Here is a 19,361-nt window from a genome sequence, read left to right on the forward strand (position 1 = left end):
GGAAACTCTGATGAAAAAGACGCTGCTCTCTCTTTGTCTGTCGCTCAGCCTGATCGCTGGCGCGCAGGCGGCTCAGCAGGATGCCTCCGCCGCCCCGAAAATTTCTGCCCAAACCTTGCGTAGCCTCGCCTGGACGCCGCTGGTGCCGCCCGTCACGCAGGATGTGACGCTCGGCAGCACCGCAACGAAGATTAATCAGGGCGAAATTCAGGGCGCCGCTGCGGCCTTCTCACTGCCTGCCGATCGCGGCTCGCTGGAGATCGTTTTGACCAGCCTGGTGACGGGCAAAACGGTATATGCGCCAAACGTGCTGGTGCTTGACGAACAGATGCGGCCAGCAGCGTTTTATCCTGCCAGCTATTTTCCTTATCAAAAGCCGGGCCTGGTCTCCAGCGACAGGCTGGAGGGCACGCTGAAGCTGACCCCGGCGCTGGGCCAGAAGCAGATTTACCTGCTGGTTTACACCACGCAACAAAACCTTCAGTCGACCACGCAAATGGTCAATCCTGCCAAAGCCTATGCGGCGGGCGTGGGCAATGCGGTGCCGGATATCCCCGATCCCATCGCCACGCACACGCCAACGGGCAAGATCAGCCTGAAGGTCACCGCCGAGCAGAAAGCCGGTAACGTTATGATCGGCCAGCTGTTCCCATCTTCCGAGCCTGCGCCTGCCGCGCCGGCGGTTATCGGTCATTCTGCACGGGCGGAGCCTGCTCCGGCAGCGAAACCGGCGGAACCGATGCTGGCCGAGTCGGATCGCTACTTTAACGAGGCGATTAAAAAGGCCGTGAAGGCCGGAGACGTGGATAAAGCGTTGAAACTGTTGAACGAGGCCGAACGGCTGGGTTCCACAACGGCCCGCCAGACCTTTATCGACAGCGTAAAGCATTAAAAACAGCGCGTCGGCACAGGATTATCGCCGACGCTCTTTTTTATTCCTGCCAGCGCTGAAGCGCCCGCCTGAGCTGCCGTGAAGAAGAAAATCCTGCCGCCAGCGCCGCTTTTTCCGCGCCTTCGCCCTGCTGTAATCGCTGTCGGGCCAGCGCCAGCCTGAGCTGCTCGTGATAGTCCCGCACGCTAATCCCCAAATGCTGCCTGAACAGGCGCGTCAGATGACGGGCGCTGACGTGCACGCGTCCGGCGATCTCCTCCAGCGACCAGTCCCGCTCCGGCCGGGCAATCAGCAAATCCTGCGTACGATGAATGGCCGGATTGAGATGGTTGCGATAGCGCAGCCAGGGTGAAAGCTGCGGATCGTCGCCCGAACGGCGGAACCAAATCACCATTTCCCGCGCCACCGCCAGCGCCGTCTGCGGGCCGCACAGGCGATGGATAAGGTGCAGCGCCAGATCGATGCCGGCGGTAATGCCTGCGCTGGTGCAAATACCGCGATCTTCCACAAAAATGCGGTTTTCTTTGATGATAGCGGTAGGTTCAGTAATTTTCAGCCGATGGATGACTTCGTGATGGGTCGTGCAATGTATGCCGCGCAACAGGCCGCTGCGCGCCGCCAGAATGGCGCCGGAACAGATACAAACCAGCGTAATTTGCCTGGCGTGAATGGCTGGTTGCAGGCGCATCAGCCAGTGCTGCGCGGCAATAGCCTGCGGCGTATCAAAAGCGACGCTGGAATCCGCGACGCCCGGCACCACCAGTAGGCTGCCGTCAGGCAGGTTTTCCGGCAGCGGTGCCAGCTGGCCTATGGTCATGCCGGTCGAGGTCGGCACGCTCTCCTGCGGGCCGATATAGCGCAGGCTAAAGGCATCGCCGGCCAGCTGCAGCGTCTCCGCCGGGCCGGTGATATCCAGCGTCATCACGCCGGGCAGCGTTAAAAACCAGACCGGGACCGCCATACTTTTTCTCCAGTGCAGCTGACGCGTTACGCCAGCGCCAGCAAACATTCTTCCACGGTAGCGACAGCGGCAAAACGGTTGATCAGCACGCTTTCGGTGCGGTGCCGCAGATCCGCGATGCTGAGCGTAATGCCCTGATGCGTAATCGGGAAAGTCAGGGTCGCCTCGGTAACGAAGGTAACTTTATAGCCCAAATCGGATGCGACGCGGGCAGTGGTTTCGCAGCACTGCTCGGTACGCAGGCCGCTGATAATTAAATGTTTAACCTGATGTTGACGCAGCCAGTCTGCCAGCCCGGAATCGGTCAGCGCGTTATGCACTGTTTTCTGCACGGTAGCGACGGCGTGATGCTGCAAAAAAGGCAGGCGCTTCACCAGGCCGGACGCCAGCGAAAACGGGCCGTCCGCCTCGACGTGGAACACATCCACCACCGGGATTTCCCTGGCCTGGCAGCCGGCAATCAGCTCGCTGAGCTTTTGCTCAAAAGCGGGCGTTTCTGACGTTTCGCGGTAGCCACGATGATAGAAAGATTCCTGTGCGTCAATCACTAACAGTACGGTAGCGGTCATTTTGGGACTCCGTTGAGTAGGGCTGAGACGTCAATAATGACGAGGAATGACGCCGCGCAGAAGACCATAAACGGACAGGATCGCGTGTGGGAAGGACAACAGTATGTCGGCTCAACGCAAAACGAAAAAAGTTTGCCTGAGACTGCCTCCTGCCAGCGCAACATGATGATAAAAAGACTTGTTAACAGGTCTTGAGCCGCTCTACAATAAGACTGCTTAACAGGTCTTTCAGGAAGGTAATATGGCTAGCATTATTCTCAGTGATACAAGCGCAAGCGTCAGCGAACTGAAAAAGAACCCTATGGCTACGGTAGAAGCCGGTGCCGGCCTTCCGGTAGCCATTCTTAACCGTAATCAGCCGGCGTTCTATTGTATTCCGGCGCAGCTTTACGAACAGATGCTTGAAATTATTGACGATCGGGAACTGGCCGCCCTGGTTAAGGCAAGGGAAAGCCAGCCTTTACTCGATCTGGATTTGGACTGACCGCCATGAGCTATACGGTAAAAATCAGGGAAGAGGCGCTGAAGGAATGGAATGGGCTGGACAGCAGCGTGCGTGAGCAATTTAAAAACAAGCTCAAAAAGCTGCGCGAAAACCCACACATACCTTCAGCAAAATTATCCGGAATGCCAGACTGCTATAAAATTAAACTCAGGGCCTCCGGTTTTCGCCTTGTTTACCAGGTGCTGGATAATGTACTCATTATTGCCGTGGTAGCAGTAGGTAAACGAGAACGCAGCCAGGCCTATAAACTGGCGAGCGAAAGATTGCGTTAATCAACGGAGAATGGCTTAGCCTGCTCCTTAACGGCGGGAAGCCCGCAGGGCAGGAAAATCCCCGAAAAGAAAAGGCTTACGGTGCCCCGCAAGCCTTGACCGTTAGCGCCCGACGCGCGCCTGTAGCGCAGCCGGATAACGTTCGCCGACGATTTTTATCGTCTCCAGCGCCTGATTGATTTTATGCAGATCGCTTTGATCGAGCTGGATCGCGACCGAGGCCAGGTTTTCCTCCAGACGATGTAGCTTAGTGGTGCCGGGAATCGGTGCTATCCACGGTTTTTGCGCCAGGAGCCAGGCCAGCGCAATTTGCGCGGAAGTGGCATTTTTCTCTGCGGCCAGCTGCGCCAGTAAAGTAACCAGTTTTTCATTGGCTTCCAGCGCCTCGGCGGCAAAACGCGGCACCTTGCTGCGGAAGTCATCTTCGCCGAAAGCGGTGCCCGCTTTGATCGCGCCCGTAAGAAACCCCTTGCCTAACGGGCTGAAGGGCACAAAGCCGATGCCCAGCTCTTCCAGCACCGGTAGAATTTCCTGCTCCGGCTCGCGCCACCACATCGAATATTCACTTTGCAGCGCGGCTACCGGCTGGATCGCATGTGCACGACGAACGGTTTTTGCGCCCGCTTCAGACAGGCCAAAGTGTTTTACTTTGCCTTCGGCAATCAGATCCTTCACCGTTCCCGCCACATCTTCAATCGGCACCTCAGGATCGACGCGGTGCTGATAAAGCAGATCGATCACGTCGGTTTTCAGGCGGCGCAGCGATCCTTCAACTGCCTCGCGAATATGCTCCGGGCGGCTGTTTAAGATCTGCTGCTTATTGTCTTCACCAAAGGTAAAACCGAACTTAGTGGCAATGACCACGCGATCGCGGAAAGGCTTCAGCGCTTCTCCCACCACTTCTTCATTTAAATAAGGCCCGTAGACTTCGGCCGTATCAAAAAAAGTCACGCCGCGCTCGACGGCGGCGCGGATTAATTCCACGGCCTGTTTCGTCCCGGTTGCCGGGCCATAACCGAAGCTTAACCCCATACAGCCCAGTCCCAGCGCCGACACTTCCAGCCCGGATTGACCAAGAATACGTTTTTGCATTGTTGAACCCCTTGCGATTGAACAGAGAGCCTGATTAGCGAACGGCATCAGACGTCGAGTTTGCGTTTAGTGAGCCACTCCACCATGGCCGGATCGCGATGCGAGAAGAAGGCGCTGGTGGCCGTATCCAGCGCGGCGATTTGCATCATTTCCGCGTCGATCAGCGTAAAGTCGAGAATATTGATGTTTTCTGCCATCCGTTCTTTACGGACGGATTTCGCCAGCGACACGATGCCGCGTTGGAAAAGCCAGCGTAAAACCACCTGGCCCACGCTTTTGCCCTGTTTTTCACCGATAGCGCTCAGAACCGGATGCTGGAACAGGCCGTTCCTGCCTTCGGCAAAAGGCGCCCAGGCTTCCGGCTGGATGCCACGGCTCTGCATCCACGGTGCCGCGTGCAGCTGTTGGTTAAACGGATTCACCTCCACCTGATTCACGGCAGGCGGCACAGTGTTGAAAGCCATCAGATCGGCCAGCCGATCCGGCTGGAAATTACTGACGCCAATCGCGCGGATTTTGCCAGACTGATGCAGCTCTTCCATCGCGCGCCACGCGCCGTGTACGTCGCCATAGGGCTGGTGGATCAGGTAGAGATCGACATAGTCCAGCTGTAGGCGGTTCAGCGAGCGCTCGAACTGCGCTTTTGCCCCCTCGTAGCTGGCGTCCTGTAACCATAATTTAGTGGTGATAAACAGCTCGTCGCGCGCAATGCCGCTCTGCTTCAGCGCGTTACCGACCTGGGTTTCATTCTGATAAGACGCGGCGGTGTCTATTAAGCGGTAGCCGGTTGCCAGAGCATCGATAACCGCGCGTTCGCATTCTGCCGCATCCGTCATCTGAAAAACGCCAAAGCCCAGCAGGGGCATGGCAATTCCGTTGTTTAGCGTGACTGTTTGCATGACGTTGCCTTTTGTTTACGAGTCCAAAAAGCATACGGCAGAAAGATTTATTCGATTAGAGGGGATAATGCGCAAGAGCTTATTAGCCATGCTCATAACTGAAGCCAGCGGCGGCAGGCTTGTAGCGAGTGCTGACCTATCCTGTCGGCAGCTGACCGGCTAATTCCCCGGCCGCGTGGTCAGCGCTATCATCGCGCTGGCGACCGTAAAGAGCGCGATAATCCAGGCCATGGTCCAGGGCGTGCCGTCACTGAACCCTGCCAGCAACAGGGAAGAGACGATGCCGCTGCCGTACTGTAGCGAACCAACCAATGCCGAGGCGGAACCGGCCATATGCGGCACGCTATCCAGCGCGGCGGCCGTCGACGTGGCGGCGACAATGCCGTTCATGGCGAAAAAAATAAAAATCGGCAGCGCAATCAGTACGGCACCGCCGATAGCCAGTTTTGCAGCCAGCGCCAGCACCAGGGTGGCGACGGCCGCAACGACCACGGCGAATTTCAGCAGGGTTTCAAGCGGATAGCGATGCACCAGGCGCCGGTTAACCAGGCTGACGCTCATCACGCTAACAATATTCAGCGCAAACAGCCAGCCGTAATACTGCGGGTCGATGCCGAAATAAGTAATGTAGACAAAAGGCGAGCCGGTAATAAACGCGTAGGCGGCCACGTAATAGAAGGTTACGCAGAGCGTATAGCGCATAAACTGGCTGTTTTTCAGCAGCAGAGCATAGTTATGAAAGGCGCTGGTTAAAGACGCCCTGACGCGTTTCTCTGCGGGCAGCGTTTCCGGCAGCCAGGCTAACAGTATCAGCATTAGCACGCCAATCACGGCCAGCAGCCAGAAAATAGCATGCCAGGAGGCGACCTTAATCATTTGTCCGCCCAGCAGCGGGCCGATAATCGGCGCAATCGCCATAATAACCATCAGCGTAGAGAGCATCTGTGCTGCGCGGGTACGGCTGTACAGATCGCGGATCATCGCGCGCGCCAGCATCGGGCCGGTACAGGCACCCAAAGCCTGAAATACGCGCCAGAAAACAATCTGCGTCAGGGTCGTGGAAAGCGCGCAGCCCGCCGAGCCGATAATAAACAGCGCCATGCCGATAAACAGCGGTAGCCGACGGCCAAAATGGTCGCTCAACGGCCCCCAAATCAGCTGGGCCAGGCAAAAGCCAATCAAAAAACCGGTAATGGTTAATTCCACATTGCCCTGTAATTCTTTTGCCATTATGGGCATGGCGGGCAGATAGATATCGGTGGATAACGAGGTAAAGGCCATTAATGCGCTAAGAATAGCGACAAAAAGAAAGCCGGAGGTTTTGCGAGTCGCCGTCAGCGCGCCAGCCTGAGAAGGAGTCATAAATGATTATCTGAAGGAAAGGTCGTTTATTTTACCGTAATCATCCGGGCTGATAATGGCTTATCTGGAAACGAGACTATGAGCATGGTTCATAAATGGTTACCTGTAATAAAAAAGTGACGGGCTATTGGTTTAATGGCCCGTCCCACAGAGAGTTAACGGCCACGGGATTATAAATAAAGATACAGATACTCCGACAGGCAAAGTATCGCCATCGCCTGACCATAGGGCATCGGCGTCAGCGGGATCTGCCGATAATAATCCAGGCTGGCGCCCATTTCGGTGCCGAAAGAAGCCTGAAGCAGCTCGCCCTCTTCACTGATATGGTTGATAACGCCGCGTAAGGCAAGCTCCGCTACCTTGCCGTAGCGGGCGTCAATATAACGCTTACGTACAGCTTTCAGAATGCCGTAAGCAAAACCCGCAGTAGCGGAGCTTTCAGGATAGGCACTTTCGTCATCCAGAAGGGTATGCCACAGCCCGCTTTTGTGCTGCAGGCGGGCAAGCGCTTCGACCTGTTGGCTGAGGATCTGCAACAGATAACGTCGGGTCGCATCCTGCTCCGGGAGCGCCAGCAGCTCGATAAAATCGGGGATGGCCGCCGTAATCCAGCTGTTTCCTCGCGCCCAGCGCGCGCGCGAGAAATTGTGGTTACCGTCGAAAGTCCAGCCGTGAAAAGCCAGGCCGGTTTCTCTGTCCATCAGATACTGAATATGCAGCAGAAACTGAAACTTCGCCTCTTCGATAAATTCCGGTCGGTGCAGAATTTTACCGATTTTCGCCAGCGGCATGACGGTCATCATCAGCGTATCGTCCCACAGCTGCTGCGCGTTCTCTTTATGGATCACGATATGCTGAAGACCGCCCCCGGTCGTACGCGGCATCTCATACATGACCCATTCCGCCCAGCGCTCCAGCAGCGGTCGCCAGACGGGATTACCGGTTTCCTCATAGCGATACGCCAGCGTCAGCAGCGGACAAACCGTGTTGACGTTTTTAGTCGGCAGGCCCTGCGCCAGCCTGAAGCTGAACCAGTTGTCAATAATGGCGAGCATCTGCGGATCGGCCGTCAGCTGATAATAGTGATAAATGCCGTAGAGTCCGATGCCGTGCGTCCATTCCCAGCCCGCTTTCCAGCCTTTGGCATCGATAATGCGACCGTCATCAAGATGAAGCGCAAACTCGCCGGACGTATCTTCAATATTGATAAGATTCTGCGCCACTTTTTTGATCAGTGCATGTACTTCAGCACGGGTAATAAAATGCTCTGGCTGGCGCAATAGCCGGCTCTGTTTTACCGGGTAAATAGTCATAAGGTTATCCTTCACCTGATGTTCAGACAGGCGATAACGGCGAAAGCAAAGAGCGGTCAGCGCCGTCACGCCGGTTAAGCGCGATCAGCCCTCTGGCACCAGCAATATTTTTACCGCTTCCGGCGTGCCGAAGGTGCTGAAGGCCTGCTGCCAGTTGTCCAGCGAAAAGCGATGGGTCACAATGCCTTCCGCCGTTATCAGCTTGCGCCGAAACAGATCGATAACCGTCTGATAAGTGCCGGGGCTGAGGTGTGCGCCACGGATATCCAGCTCTTTACGGTCGCCGATAATGGACCAGTCCACCGTGGTTTCCTTGCTGAACACGCTGAACTCAACGAAGCGCCCCAGCTTGCGGATCATCTGCAATCCCTGATTGACGGCGGCCGGATTACCCGTGGCTTCGATATATACGTCGCAGCCGTAGCCTTCCGTCATCGCTTTAACTTTTGCGATAACATCTTCGTTCAGCGGATTGAGCACCACGTCCGCGCCCAGTTTTTTCGCCAGCTCAAGACGGAACGGGAGGGTGTCGATAACAATCAGTTTTTTCGGCGTTTTAAGCTTAATCGCCTGCACCATGCCCAGCCCCAGCGTGCCGGCGCCCGCCAGCACCACGACGTCATTGAACTGAATATCGGCGCGGTTTACCGCATGAACGGAGCAGGAAAAAGGCTCAATCAGCGCGCACTCCTCTTGCGACAGCTCTTCAGGAATTTTATGTACCCGGCTGGTGGGCTTAAACAGCATGTAATCCGCCATGCCGCCGTCGGCATCCTGCTTCTGGAAGCCGTAAATATCGTGCTTTTCGCACATCCAGTACTGACCGTTGCGGCAGAAGCGGCACTGGTCACAAGGGACAATCTGCTCAGCGATAACGCGGTCGCCCAGCTCAACGGCAAAATGCTTCAGCGCATTGCGGCCTGCCGCATGAACCACGCCATAGAATTCATGCCCGGCCACTACCGGCGTTTTGACATAGCGAGGAAAAGTCTCGTTTCCCCAGAACATGGGCGCGCCGTGATAGCAGTGAAAATCAGAGGCGCAGATACCACAGGCGCCAACTTTGACCAGCAGTTCATTTTCACCCGGTTCAGGGAGCGGCGCGGAGACAAGGCGATAATCCTGAGGGCCAAAATTGACGAGTTGTTTGATTGTGAGAGCCATAGCGCATTTCCCGTACAGTAGAAGAAGCTCTACGGTAAAATGTTTTCGTGAACATTTATAATAGTTGTAGGTTTTTCTGTGATCGATTAGGCAAAGTTATTTATATATTATTTTTAAATCAATAAGATAGATTTTATTCGCTACTGATTTTGCAATGAGAGGAGCAGAAAGAGAAGCAAGTACGGGTAGTTAAATGTTGTCATTACCATCTTTTTAAGGCGTATAAACTATGTGCCAGGCAAAGCGTTTTAACCAGGCTGATAGTTTTTCAGGATACCGTTAACGATCGTACGCTGTTGCCAGGGCCGTTGTTCAATCGCCGCAATCAGATTGTCCGCCACGATAGTTGCCCACTGTTTATAATCGTGCACCACGCAGGGATAAAAGAGGCCGAAATCTTCCGCGTGGGGCATCTCATCAACGGAAAGATAATCAACATGATGCAGCGACCAGCGTGTGGCGACATTGCGAGCAGCTAAAGAGATCGCACCGTTAATGCCGATAATTGCCTCATAATCTATCGCGCCGCTGGCAAAGTGATTGGCAATAATGTCGCGTGCGCGATCGTAGCGGTAATCAGCATAGAGGCAGGTTGCTTCTGTTTCTGCCGGAATATTGTCGCAAATGCTGTCGATCCGTCCACGCGTAATCCGTGAATTCTCCTGGCCGCCAACGATCAAAATTTTACGGTAGGCTTTATCGCGGATCACAGAAGCGATCAATTCTCCCGCGCGCCGATCGTTAACGCAGACAGCAGGAAGATGGGTATCAAACTGACGATCGAACTGGATCAGTCTGGTCGGCGAATTATGCAGGATCCTTAAATGGCTGACGTCATAATCGGGCGCATCGCTGATCACCGACAGCACCACGCCAGCGGCTTTATAACCGACCAGGGTATTCACCGCTTTGACCTCGGAATCCCGGTTGCCGCCCGTGGTGAAAATCATCACGGAATAGCCTTTGGCTTCGGCATTTTGGCACAGTGCCTGGATAACGTGGGCGTAGCTCTGGTTAAAAGTATCGTCCGTAACGACGCCGATAATCGGGCTTTGCGCCGTTTTAATGTTTTGTGCAAAAACATTGGGAACGTAATCGACCTCAGCAGCAATCCGTAATATTTTTTCACGCGTGTTAGCTTTGACTTTTTCCGGCGCGGTGAACGTTCGCGAGACCGTGATACTGCTAACGCCCGCAAGTCGGGCGATATCGGTGATAGTGGGCGATTTATTGCCAGACGTTTTCATGGAAATGACGATAACCCAGCGACAAAGGGAGCGGCAGTATAGCATTACCGGCATTCGCTGCGATCGTTTTCGCCGTCTGGCCTGAGGAACGCCCTATTTATAAAGCGCGCGATTGCCGGTCAGTTGGGTAATACGCTTTTTCGGGCCAGTCAGCCCTACAGGCAGGGGGCTGTAGATCACGCCGGGATAATGCATGGCATCCACGCTCTGCTTTTCCGGCCCGACCAGGTCATCAGGGTGTCGGCTCCCACCTGGCCGTTTTCCAAATTTTCCTTTAACCACTTTTAACCAGGTCGTTACGGCCAAACCCTTGCGGCGGGAAGGCGTCAGCGTCAGAAAAGCAGGTTGCCAGGACAAAACCCGATTTAAATATAACTCTTTATTTTTATAGTATAAAAAAATAACTGGCTCGTTTTGGCCCGCTATCATTAGCATTAAATCCTGAATTATCCGGGAAGTTAAAATAATCCGTTAAGTAAAAAACGACGTCACGACAGGGAGAATTCTGGGATGTTGTTATACGGATGTTATTATTAACAGCTTGTGAATAAACTGATTAGGATTTTATGCTGCTTTTATTTTATTGTATAGATGTATCTGTTTATCTTTACCATTCTTAACAAAGTGCTTAAATTATTAATTTAAACATGTAATATTAATGCAATAAGATTTCCGTAAGCGTCTTATATCGGAGGCACCGTTGGGGAGAATTATTGCAGGCTATTACATTGGACAATACGTCCAGTTTGATCTGAGCCATCGTAGAATTTCCAATTTCGATAAGAGAAACCACAGCGCTATCAAAGAATATCGGCTGCGGGAGACCATGCTGCGTCTGCTTCTTTTCCTGTTACAGAACGCCAACGACAATGCCGTACTGTTCAAAGATATTCTCTATCACGTTTGGGATCGTCATGGACTGCAATCTTCTAATCAACGGCTGTGGCAGGTGATGCAGCTGTTGCAGTTTCGTCTGCTTTCGCTGCATGTACCTCATGATTTTATTACCTTTTGCCAGATGACGGGCGGAAAAGGGGTTTACCTTAAAGGCGATATGATCAGGCCTTATTATTTCCAGAAAAAAACAAGCGCAGCCGACGCTGTTTAATGCACGGTCGTGATAATAAAAAAATGAGTAAATACGACAGAATATTATTGACTCTGCTTTAATTTTTTAAGCTATTTTTTTGGCGCTTATCCTTTCAATAAAAAGATGCCCGTTTCTGAACAGGCCGTAATGATTTGTTTTTTCAAACCGGGGTAGTGATTTTCTGAAAGCTATTCATATATTTTAAATATATTATCGGTGAAAAAATGAACCTACAATTAATCATCAAAGATGTCAGCGGTAAAGTTATTGCCAGACACGACTTAATTCCACAACAGCCTCTTTCTCTGACGCCGCCTGCAAACGCCTCTACCTTTGAAGTGCACAGTAATGATGGTAACCTTCCCGCGCAAATCAAAGCCACCAAAAGCAATAGCGGCCTCAGGCTGACATGGGCAGACGAAGCCACCGGCGAAAATTATGAGGTATTGCTGGATAATTACGCACCTGACGTGCCGCCAGCCGTGACCGCCTCCGATCCGGACGGCGTCGTGTATGCCTTTGACTATGACCCGACTTCTGCCGTGTATGAGCTCACCGATACTTCCGCTGAACTTCTGACCGTGGGGGACAATAACGTCATGCTGGCGGCGGGAGGGGGGATTGGCGCGGCCGCGCTGCTGATCGGCATCGGCGTCTCGAATCATTCCAGCGGCGGCGGCTCTTCATCCGACGATAACGCCACCTCCACGGTCAGCCCATCCATAGTTTTAACCGACGCCAGCGGCAATATTATCAATAACGGCGACGTCATTAGCGACAGCATGCTTACAGTAAGTGGAGAAGGCATGGCGCCGGGATCCACGGTAACCATCAGCGATGGGCGTGCCGTAATCGGTGAAGCCATTGTGGATGAAAACGGGCGCTGGAGTTTTACACCGGGCGAGGCGCTGGCGGATGGCGGACATACTATCGCGGTGGACGGCACGGATCTAAACGGCAATAGCGTTAGCGACAGCGTGGACCTGGTGGTAAACACCCAGGGTAATGCCGAAAACGACAATGAGGGCGTCGAAGAAGGCGTAATCGATCCGGAAAATATCCTGGACGAGGATATCCCCGCGCCTGAAGGCATAGTGCCTGTCGTAGTGATTGCTGATGACAGCGGCAACATTATCAACAGCGGCGAGGCGACCCGCGACAGCACGCCGATGTTCAGCGGCAGCAATTATCAGCCGGGCGGCACGGTGACGATCGCTAACGGTGATGCGCTGCTGGGCGAAACGGTAGTCGAGGCAAACGGCAGCTGGACGTTTACGCCGGAAGCATTACCGGAAGGTGCCCACACTATCACGGTTATTGGCCCCGATATAAACGGCGTCAGCAGTAGCAACAGTGTTGATTTGGTGATTGATGTCACTGCGCCGGAAGGGGTGGATACTGCCGGCGTAGTGATTACGGATGAAGCGGGCAACGCCATCGATCCGGGCAGCGCGTCCTCTGATCCTACGCCGACCTTCAGCGGCGACGGCGCGGAGCCGGGCAGCACAGTGGTGGTCAGCGACGGCGACGAGGTCATTGGCGAAACCACGGTAAACGAAGACGGCAGCTGGTCGTACACGCCGGACGAGCCGCTGGAGGAGGGCGACCACGATATCTCCTTCGAAATAATCGACGAGGCGGGCAACGGCAGCGGCCCTTCAGACTCCATTGATTACACCGTTGATACCACCGCGCCGGATGTGCCGGACGCCTCAGCCGTTGTTATCACCGATCCCGACGGCACCGCCATCGATCCGTCCGGCGCCACATCCGCCACCACGCCGACCTTCAGCGGCGACGGCGCGGAGCCGGGCGCGACCGTGGTGGTCAGCGACGGTGGCGAGGTCGTTGGCGAAACCACGGTAAACGAAGACGGCAGCTGGTCGTTCACGCCGGACGAGCCGCTGGCGGAGGGCGACCACGATATCTCCTTCGAAATAATCGACGAGGCGGGCAACGGCAGCGGCCCTTCAGACTCCATTGATTACACCGTTGATACCACCGCGCCGGATGTGCCGGACGCCTCAGCCGTTGTTATCACCGATCCCGACGGCAACGCCATCGATCCGGCCAGCGACACCAGCACCACCACGCCAACCTTCAGCGGCGATGGCGCCGAACCGGGCGCAACCGTGGTGGTCAGCGACGGTGAAACGGCCATCGGCGAAGCGACCGTGGCGGAGGACGGCAGCTGGTCGTACACGCCGGACGAGCCGCTGGCGGAGGGCGACCACGATATCTCCTTCGAAATAATCGACGAGGCGGGCAACGGCAGCGGCCCTTCAGACTCCATTGACTACACCGTTGATACCACCGCACCGGACGTGCCGGACGCCTCGGCCGTTGTTATCACCGATCCGGACGGCGCAGCTATCGTTCCCGGCAGCGACACCAGCACCACCACGCCAACCTTCAGCGGCGGCGGCGCGGAGCCGGGCGCGACCGTCGTCATCAGCGACGGTGAAACGGCCATCGGCGAAGCGACCGTGGCGGAGGACGGCAGCTGGTCGTTTACGCCAGAGGAGCCGCTGGCGGAGGGCGACCACGATATCTCCTTCGAAATAATCGACGAGGCGGGCAACGGCAGCGGCCCTTCAGACTCCATTGATTACACCGTTGATACCACCGCGCCGGACGTGCCGGACACTTCGGCCATCGTCATCACCGATCCGGACGGTGCAGCTATCGTTCCCGGCAGCGACACCACCACCACCACGCCGACCTTCAGCGGCAACGGCGCGGAGCCGGGCGCGACCGTCGTCATCAGCGACGGTGATGTGGCGCTCGGCGAAACCACGGTAAACGAAGACGGCAGCTGGTCGTACACGCTGGACGAGCCGCTGGCGGAGGGCGAACACAGCTTCTCGTTTGAAGCGGTGGACGAGGCGGGCAATACCAGCGGCGCGTCAGCGCCGATTGACTACACCGTCGATACCACCGCGCCGGAAGGTATTGAAACACCGGCCGTCATCATCACCAATCCCGACGGTACAGCCATCGATTCGGCCAGCGCCACATCCGCCACCACGCCAACCTTCAGCGGCAGCGCCGAACCGGGCGCGACCGTGATAATCAGCGACGGCGATACGGCGCTCGGTGAAACCACGGTAAGCGAAGACGGCAGCTGGTCGTTCACGCCGGACCAACCGCTGGCGGAAGGCGATCACGATATTTCCTTTGAGGTAATCGACGAGGCGGGCAATACCAGCGGCGCATCAGCGGCGATTGACTACACCGTCGACACCATCGCGCCGGAAGGCATCGATCCCGCCTCCATCGTGATTACGGATGAAGCCGGTATCGTCGTAGACCGCACAGAGACGCTGACCGACAGCAAAGCCACCTTCAGCGGCAGCGCGGAGCCGGGCGCAACCGTCACGCTTTACGACAAAGGTGAAAAAGTGGGAGAGGCCACCGTAGCCGAAGACGGCAGCTGGCAGTTTACCGATGAAGACGGATTATACGATGGCAGCCACGAGCTGACGTTTACGGTGACGGATGGGGCGGGCAACAGCAGCGCGCCGTCCGCCACGCTCAACCTGGATGTGCAGGCCGTTATCCTGACGGCAATGGACAATATCAGCGCGGAGGCCGCGGTCGGCTTTACCTATCCGGTCAGCGTAGAGGACGATCTGGGCACCTTAATCAGCGACAGCGGCCTGATTGCGATTAATAACACCATTGTCAGCGATGCGATCGTGGTGGCGGACGGCACCTTTATCGATCTTAACGTAACGGCTACCTCGTCCGCCTTCCTGAACGTTGCCAGCAACTCCACGCTGATCCTGCAAAAGTACCACTCTGCCACCGGCGAATGGGTAGATGTTTCGCAGGGAGGCAGCAGCAATCTGTTCGGCCTGTTTGGCTCAGGAGCCAATACTGCCACGCTGACGCTGTCCGGTCTGACCGCCGGAACCTATCAGCTGGTTTATACCACGGCGGGCATTAACATTGGCGCCAGCTTCGATCTCGAAGCGCGGGAGACGGTTTATACCCTGGCCGAAGAGGCCACCACCACCGATTACACCACGGCGGCAGGCAACGTAATGAGCGATGCGGACGGGATCTACGGCCCAGACACGATCCCGCACGGCGCCTCGACCCTGGTTTCTTCCGTCAGCGTTACCAATAGCGATGGCAACGTGACTAAAGTGACGCTGGGCGCCATCACCAAAACTACGCTGGTCGGCCAGTACGGCATGCTGATGATCGGTGGCGACGGCAGCTATGAATATATCCCTGCCGTCTCGATGAACAGTATCGGCAAGGTCGAAGTCTTTACCTATACCCTGACCGACTCCGCCACCGGCAAGACCTCTTCAGCGCAGCTCTATATCCAGATCGGCAGCACCAACGATGCGCTGACGCTCAGCTGGGATGCTACCGATCCCAGCGCCGACGCCGTCACGGATATTGCTTCCGCCAATGCTGCCGACGCCAGCGTAGCCGTAAGCTGGCGCACCACCGAAGCCAGCGATACGGATGTGGTGCTGACAACGGGCGGCACGGTGAACTATACCAGCGCCTTTACGCTGGTCTCCGCCGACGATCGGGTGTCCGGCACGCTGACGCTGAAAACCGGGCAGGGGCTGTTCGGCAACGATTTTGCCACCGATAAAAACATCGCTTATGAACTTCAGCAGCTGGGCAGCGACGGCAGCTGGACGACGGTAACGACCGATAATCTTGTGGTGCCGGCGGGCGATCACAACGGCGAGGTGCTGCTGACGCTGGATATATCGACGCTGGTTGAGGAGGCCGGGACCTGGCGCCTCGCCATCGTCACCACGGGCGCGGACAACGACGTGATACTGGATATGGCTGTCTCCGTAACCAGCACCACGGACTATGAGATCACCGCCAGCCAGGCCGCTTCAGGCAACCTGCTGACCGACGAGGGCATCGACGGCGCCATCGACAAGCTCAGCTCCATTTATACCCGGCTTTACGCCAAAGCGGGCGACGGCAGTGCCGATACCGACGTCGACAGCAGCTACGTTGCCGTAACCGAAAGCGGCATCACCCTGGTCGGCGAATATGGCACGCTGCTGCTCTATAGCGACGGCACCTATCTCTATACGCCGGATGCCACCACGCTGCCGTCAGGCTCTCAGGATATCTTTACCTACGCGCTGCAAGGGGTGAACGGCAAGGTGGTTACGGCCACGCTTACCGTCAACCTGGGCGTGGAGGTTGACGGCAGCAATGGCGGCGCGCTGGTATTCCAGGGCACGGAGGCGAATGACGTTTTCGCGGTTTACGATACGGATTTTGCGCAGATGGACGGCGCGGACGGCAGCGATACCCTGGCCTGGTACGGCAAGGCCGAACTGGTGCTGAGCGATGTCGCCGCCAGAGTCAGCAATATCGAAACCCTGGCGCTCGCGGCAGAAAGCAGCGGCAGCGTGGTGGTCACTGCTCAGGACGTGGTCGATATCACCAACGACGTGAATACGCTCACCGTTACCGGCGCAGCGGGCGACACCGTTACGCTGGTGGGAAGCTGGATCAACAGCGGCACCACGGTGATAAACAGCGTTTTGTACACGCATTACACAGGCACGACCGGGGCGGGCGTCGCTGTCGATCTCAACGTGCAGCAGTCGGTTGCGCTTTCGGCGGCGAGCTACCAGGACAGCTCGTCAGGCAGTGAATATGACGTGGTCGCCGCAGAAGCGATTACGGGCACGGACGGCAACGATCTTTTTAACGTTGACGGCAGCGACTTCGCCAGTATCGATGGCGGCGCCGGGCTGGATACGCTGGTCTGGCGCGCCAGCACGCTGACGGTCAGTGAGATCGCGGACAAAGTCAGCAATATTGAAGAGATCGAGCTGGCCGCCGACGCGGGCAATTTGCTGATTTCCGCGCAAAACGTGGCGGATATTACCGATGACGACAACACGCTTTATGTGAAAGGCGAGGCTGGCGATACGCTGACGCTGGGCGGCAGCTGGCAGTGGATCGGCAGCGAGGTGCTTAACAACGCCAGCTACGACCGCTACGTCAGCACCGCGGCCGACGGGCAAAGCGTTACCCTGCTGGTCGACAGCGAAATAGCCTTCAGCGCCACGGAAACCGCAGCGGAAAACAATGCCGCCGACGTCACCGGCCAGGTGACACTGCTCAGCGACAGCGTGGCGCAGACGGTTACCGTGGAGGAGGAAAGCAACAGTTTTATCAGCGACAGCTTCGTCATCGCCAGCAGTAGCGACCAACAGGCGATCGGCTTCAGCGTCTCCGGCGCCTCGATCGATGCCGATAACAGCGTGTCGGCCACGTGGTCATTGCAGCGCTACAACGGGCAGACCTTCGCCTGGGAAACCGTCACCGGCGGCTCACAGGCGCTGACCAGCAGCAGCGCGCTGAACGTGACGCTTTCTGACCAGCCGGTCGGCACTTATCGTCTGACCATCGACACCACGCAGAGCGGCCACACCAGCCTGCTGTTGCTCACGGTTTATGACGAACTGGCGATCGAGGTGGCGGTCAATATCATCAGCACCACCGACTATCAGGTTACCGCCGATGCCAGCAGCGCCGGATCCGTCTTTACCAGCGATAACGGCCTGATAGTGAAATCTATTGCGGCAGGCATCGTCACCGGCGCGGCCAGCTACACGCTGGTAGCAGCGGCGGGTACGACGATCGTTGGCGAATATGGCTCGCTGACCATTCACAGCGACGGCAGCTACACCTATACGCTGGCCAGCGGCTCGACGATCCCGCTTGCCAGCAGCGAAGATGCCTTTACGTATCTGCTGAGCGACGGCACCACGCAAACGCTGACGGTGACGCCGGGCGTGGCGGTGGATGGCCTGGGCGGCGGCGCGCTGACCTTCGCGGGCACGGTCGGCGACGACAGCTTTGCGATTTACGACACGCAGCTGACCGTGCTGGACGGCAAGGCCGGTCACGATACGCTGGTCTGGCGCGGCGAGGGCGAGCTGCGGCTGAGCGATCTTGCCGGTAAGGTCAGCAATATCGAGGCGATAGATCTTCAGGATAACGGTGCGGCGGCGGTGCTGACGCTGAACGTTGATGATATCGCCAGCGTCACCGGCGACGGCGACTCGCTTTACGTACGCGGCGGCAGCGAGGATTCGCTTTCTCTGGCGGGCGAGTGGCTGGTCAGCGGCGTGGAAACGCTGAATAACATCGTTTATACGCTTTACACCAGCGCCACGCTCAATGGCACGGCTATTAAGCTTTACGTACAGGAAGGCATAACCTTTAACGAAGTAACCGCCGGGATTGAAGGCTCGTTGAGCGCCGAAGAAATGCAGGATCTGACGCTCGTCTCCGTCAGCCAGAATGGCGAAACCGCCGTGGTCGACGGCGAGGCCGCGAGTCTGCAAGGCTACTGGGGTACGCTGGCTATCGACGGCGCGGGCCACTACCGCTACGTGCCGGATGAGGCGGCCGCGCAAAGCGGCCATACCGATACCTTCACCTACACCTTATCGGACGGCAGCAGCGCGTCGCTGAGCGTCAGCTTAGGGGTGACGGTGGACGGCAGCGCGGGCGGCGCGCTCACCTTTAGCGGCTCCGGCGGCAGCGATATATTCCAGCTTTACGATACCGACTTCACCTCGATAAACGGCGCGGACGGCAGTGATACCCTGGCCTGGCACGGCAGCGGCTCGCTGGATCTGAGCGCTATCTCCGCCCGAGTCAGCAATATCGAAGCCGTAGATATGCTGGACGACAGCGTTAACGACAGCCTGACCGTCAGCGCGGAAAGCCTGTTCAATATCACCGACGACAATAACACGCTCTACGTCAGGGGCGCGGAAGGCGATACGGTGACGCTAAACGGCAGCTGGACGCAATCGACGGCCCTGCTGGCGGACGGCATCAGCTACGAGCACTACACCAGCACGGCCGCCGACGGCTCGCTGGTGCAGCTCTATATCGAAGACGATATCGTTATTGGCTGAGCAAGCGCCGGGCGACGCGCCTGCCGCCCGGCCTGGCCAGGGATTTTCAGGATGA

Annotated in this window: 14 protein-coding genes; 5 read left to right on the plus strand and 9 right to left on the minus strand. The window is 56.7% G+C overall.

Features of this window, described 5'->3' with window-relative positions:
* Positions 1-10 precede the first annotated feature (10 nt).
* On the plus strand, positions 11-892 hold the full coding sequence (gene malM, locus ACVWZ0_RS01310; RefSeq protein WP_253456592.1) for a maltose operon protein MalM: 882 nt from the start codon (positions 11-13) through the stop codon (positions 890-892).
* Between the two features lie 40 nt (positions 893-932).
* On the opposite strand, the gene ACVWZ0_RS01315 is transcribed toward malM, so the two are convergent.
* Positions 933-1,853, minus strand: coding sequence for a GlxA family transcriptional regulator (locus ACVWZ0_RS01315; protein WP_253456590.1), 921 nt, complete (start codon positions 1,851-1,853; stop codon positions 933-935).
* A gap of 26 nt (positions 1,854-1,879) precedes the next feature.
* Positions 1,880-2,422 (minus strand): isochorismatase family protein, encoded by a 543-nt coding sequence (locus tag ACVWZ0_RS01320; RefSeq protein ID WP_253456588.1) that lies wholly within the window; start codon positions 2,420-2,422, stop codon positions 1,880-1,882.
* A 241-nt stretch (positions 2,423-2,663) separates the two neighbouring features.
* Between ACVWZ0_RS01320 and ACVWZ0_RS01325 the strand changes: the two genes are divergently transcribed.
* Positions 2,664-2,906: a type II toxin-antitoxin system Phd/YefM family antitoxin gene (locus ACVWZ0_RS01325; protein WP_253456587.1), complete on the plus strand. Its 243-nt coding sequence runs from the start codon at positions 2,664-2,666 to the stop codon at positions 2,904-2,906.
* 5 nt (positions 2,907-2,911) lie between these two features.
* A complete protein-coding gene (locus tag ACVWZ0_RS01330) occupies positions 2,912-3,199 on the plus strand; it encodes a type II toxin-antitoxin system RelE family toxin (RefSeq protein ID WP_253456585.1) in 288 nt (95 codons plus the stop codon).
* A gap of 102 nt (positions 3,200-3,301) precedes the next feature.
* Here ACVWZ0_RS01330 and ACVWZ0_RS01335 read toward each other — a convergent pair whose 3' ends face one another.
* The 7 genes from ACVWZ0_RS01335 to ACVWZ0_RS01365 form a co-directional block, all read right to left on the minus strand.
* Positions 3,302-4,291, minus strand: a complete 990-nt coding sequence (locus ACVWZ0_RS01335; RefSeq protein ID WP_253456583.1) for an aldo/keto reductase — start codon at positions 4,289-4,291, stop codon at positions 3,302-3,304.
* A 47-nt stretch (positions 4,292-4,338) separates the two neighbouring features.
* The gene (locus ACVWZ0_RS01340) at positions 4,339-5,190 is read right to left on the minus strand and encodes an aldo/keto reductase (protein ID WP_253456580.1); all 852 of its coding nucleotides are present in this window, start codon (positions 5,188-5,190) and stop codon (positions 4,339-4,341) included.
* A gap of 159 nt (positions 5,191-5,349) precedes the next feature.
* On the minus strand, positions 5,350-6,552 hold the full coding sequence (locus ACVWZ0_RS01345) for a multidrug effflux MFS transporter (protein ID WP_253456578.1): 1,203 nt from the start codon (positions 6,550-6,552) through the stop codon (positions 5,350-5,352).
* A gap of 170 nt (positions 6,553-6,722) precedes the next feature.
* The gene (bglB, locus tag ACVWZ0_RS01350) at positions 6,723-7,865 is read right to left on the minus strand and encodes a beta-galactosidase BglB (RefSeq protein WP_253456576.1); all 1,143 of its coding nucleotides are present in this window, start codon (positions 7,863-7,865) and stop codon (positions 6,723-6,725) included.
* 84 nt (positions 7,866-7,949) lie between these two features.
* Positions 7,950-9,029 carry an alcohol dehydrogenase catalytic domain-containing protein gene (locus ACVWZ0_RS01355; protein ID WP_253456574.1) on the minus strand — a complete coding sequence of 360 codons (1,080 nt, stop codon included), beginning with the start codon at positions 9,027-9,029 and terminating at the stop codon, positions 7,950-7,952.
* A 248-nt stretch (positions 9,030-9,277) separates the two neighbouring features.
* Positions 9,278-10,276, minus strand: coding sequence for a LacI family DNA-binding transcriptional regulator (locus ACVWZ0_RS01360; RefSeq protein ID WP_253456573.1), 999 nt, complete (start codon positions 10,274-10,276; stop codon positions 9,278-9,280).
* A 93-nt stretch (positions 10,277-10,369) separates the two neighbouring features.
* Positions 10,370-10,633, minus strand: coding sequence for a hypothetical protein (locus ACVWZ0_RS01365; protein WP_253456571.1), 264 nt, complete (start codon positions 10,631-10,633; stop codon positions 10,370-10,372).
* Between the two features lie 469 nt (positions 10,634-11,102).
* Between ACVWZ0_RS01365 and ACVWZ0_RS01370 the strand changes: the two genes are divergently transcribed.
* Both ACVWZ0_RS01370 and ACVWZ0_RS01375 read left to right on the plus strand, forming a co-directional pair.
* Positions 11,103-11,384 (plus strand): hypothetical protein, encoded by a 282-nt coding sequence (locus ACVWZ0_RS01370; protein WP_253456568.1) that lies wholly within the window; start codon positions 11,103-11,105, stop codon positions 11,382-11,384.
* A 206-nt stretch (positions 11,385-11,590) separates the two neighbouring features.
* Positions 11,591-19,306, plus strand: a complete 7,716-nt coding sequence (locus tag ACVWZ0_RS01375) for a BapA/Bap/LapF family large adhesin (protein ID WP_253456565.1) — start codon at positions 11,591-11,593, stop codon at positions 19,304-19,306.
* Positions 19,307-19,361 lie beyond the last annotated feature (55 nt).

This window comes from Erwinia sp. TECH1, from assembly GCF_054057575.1.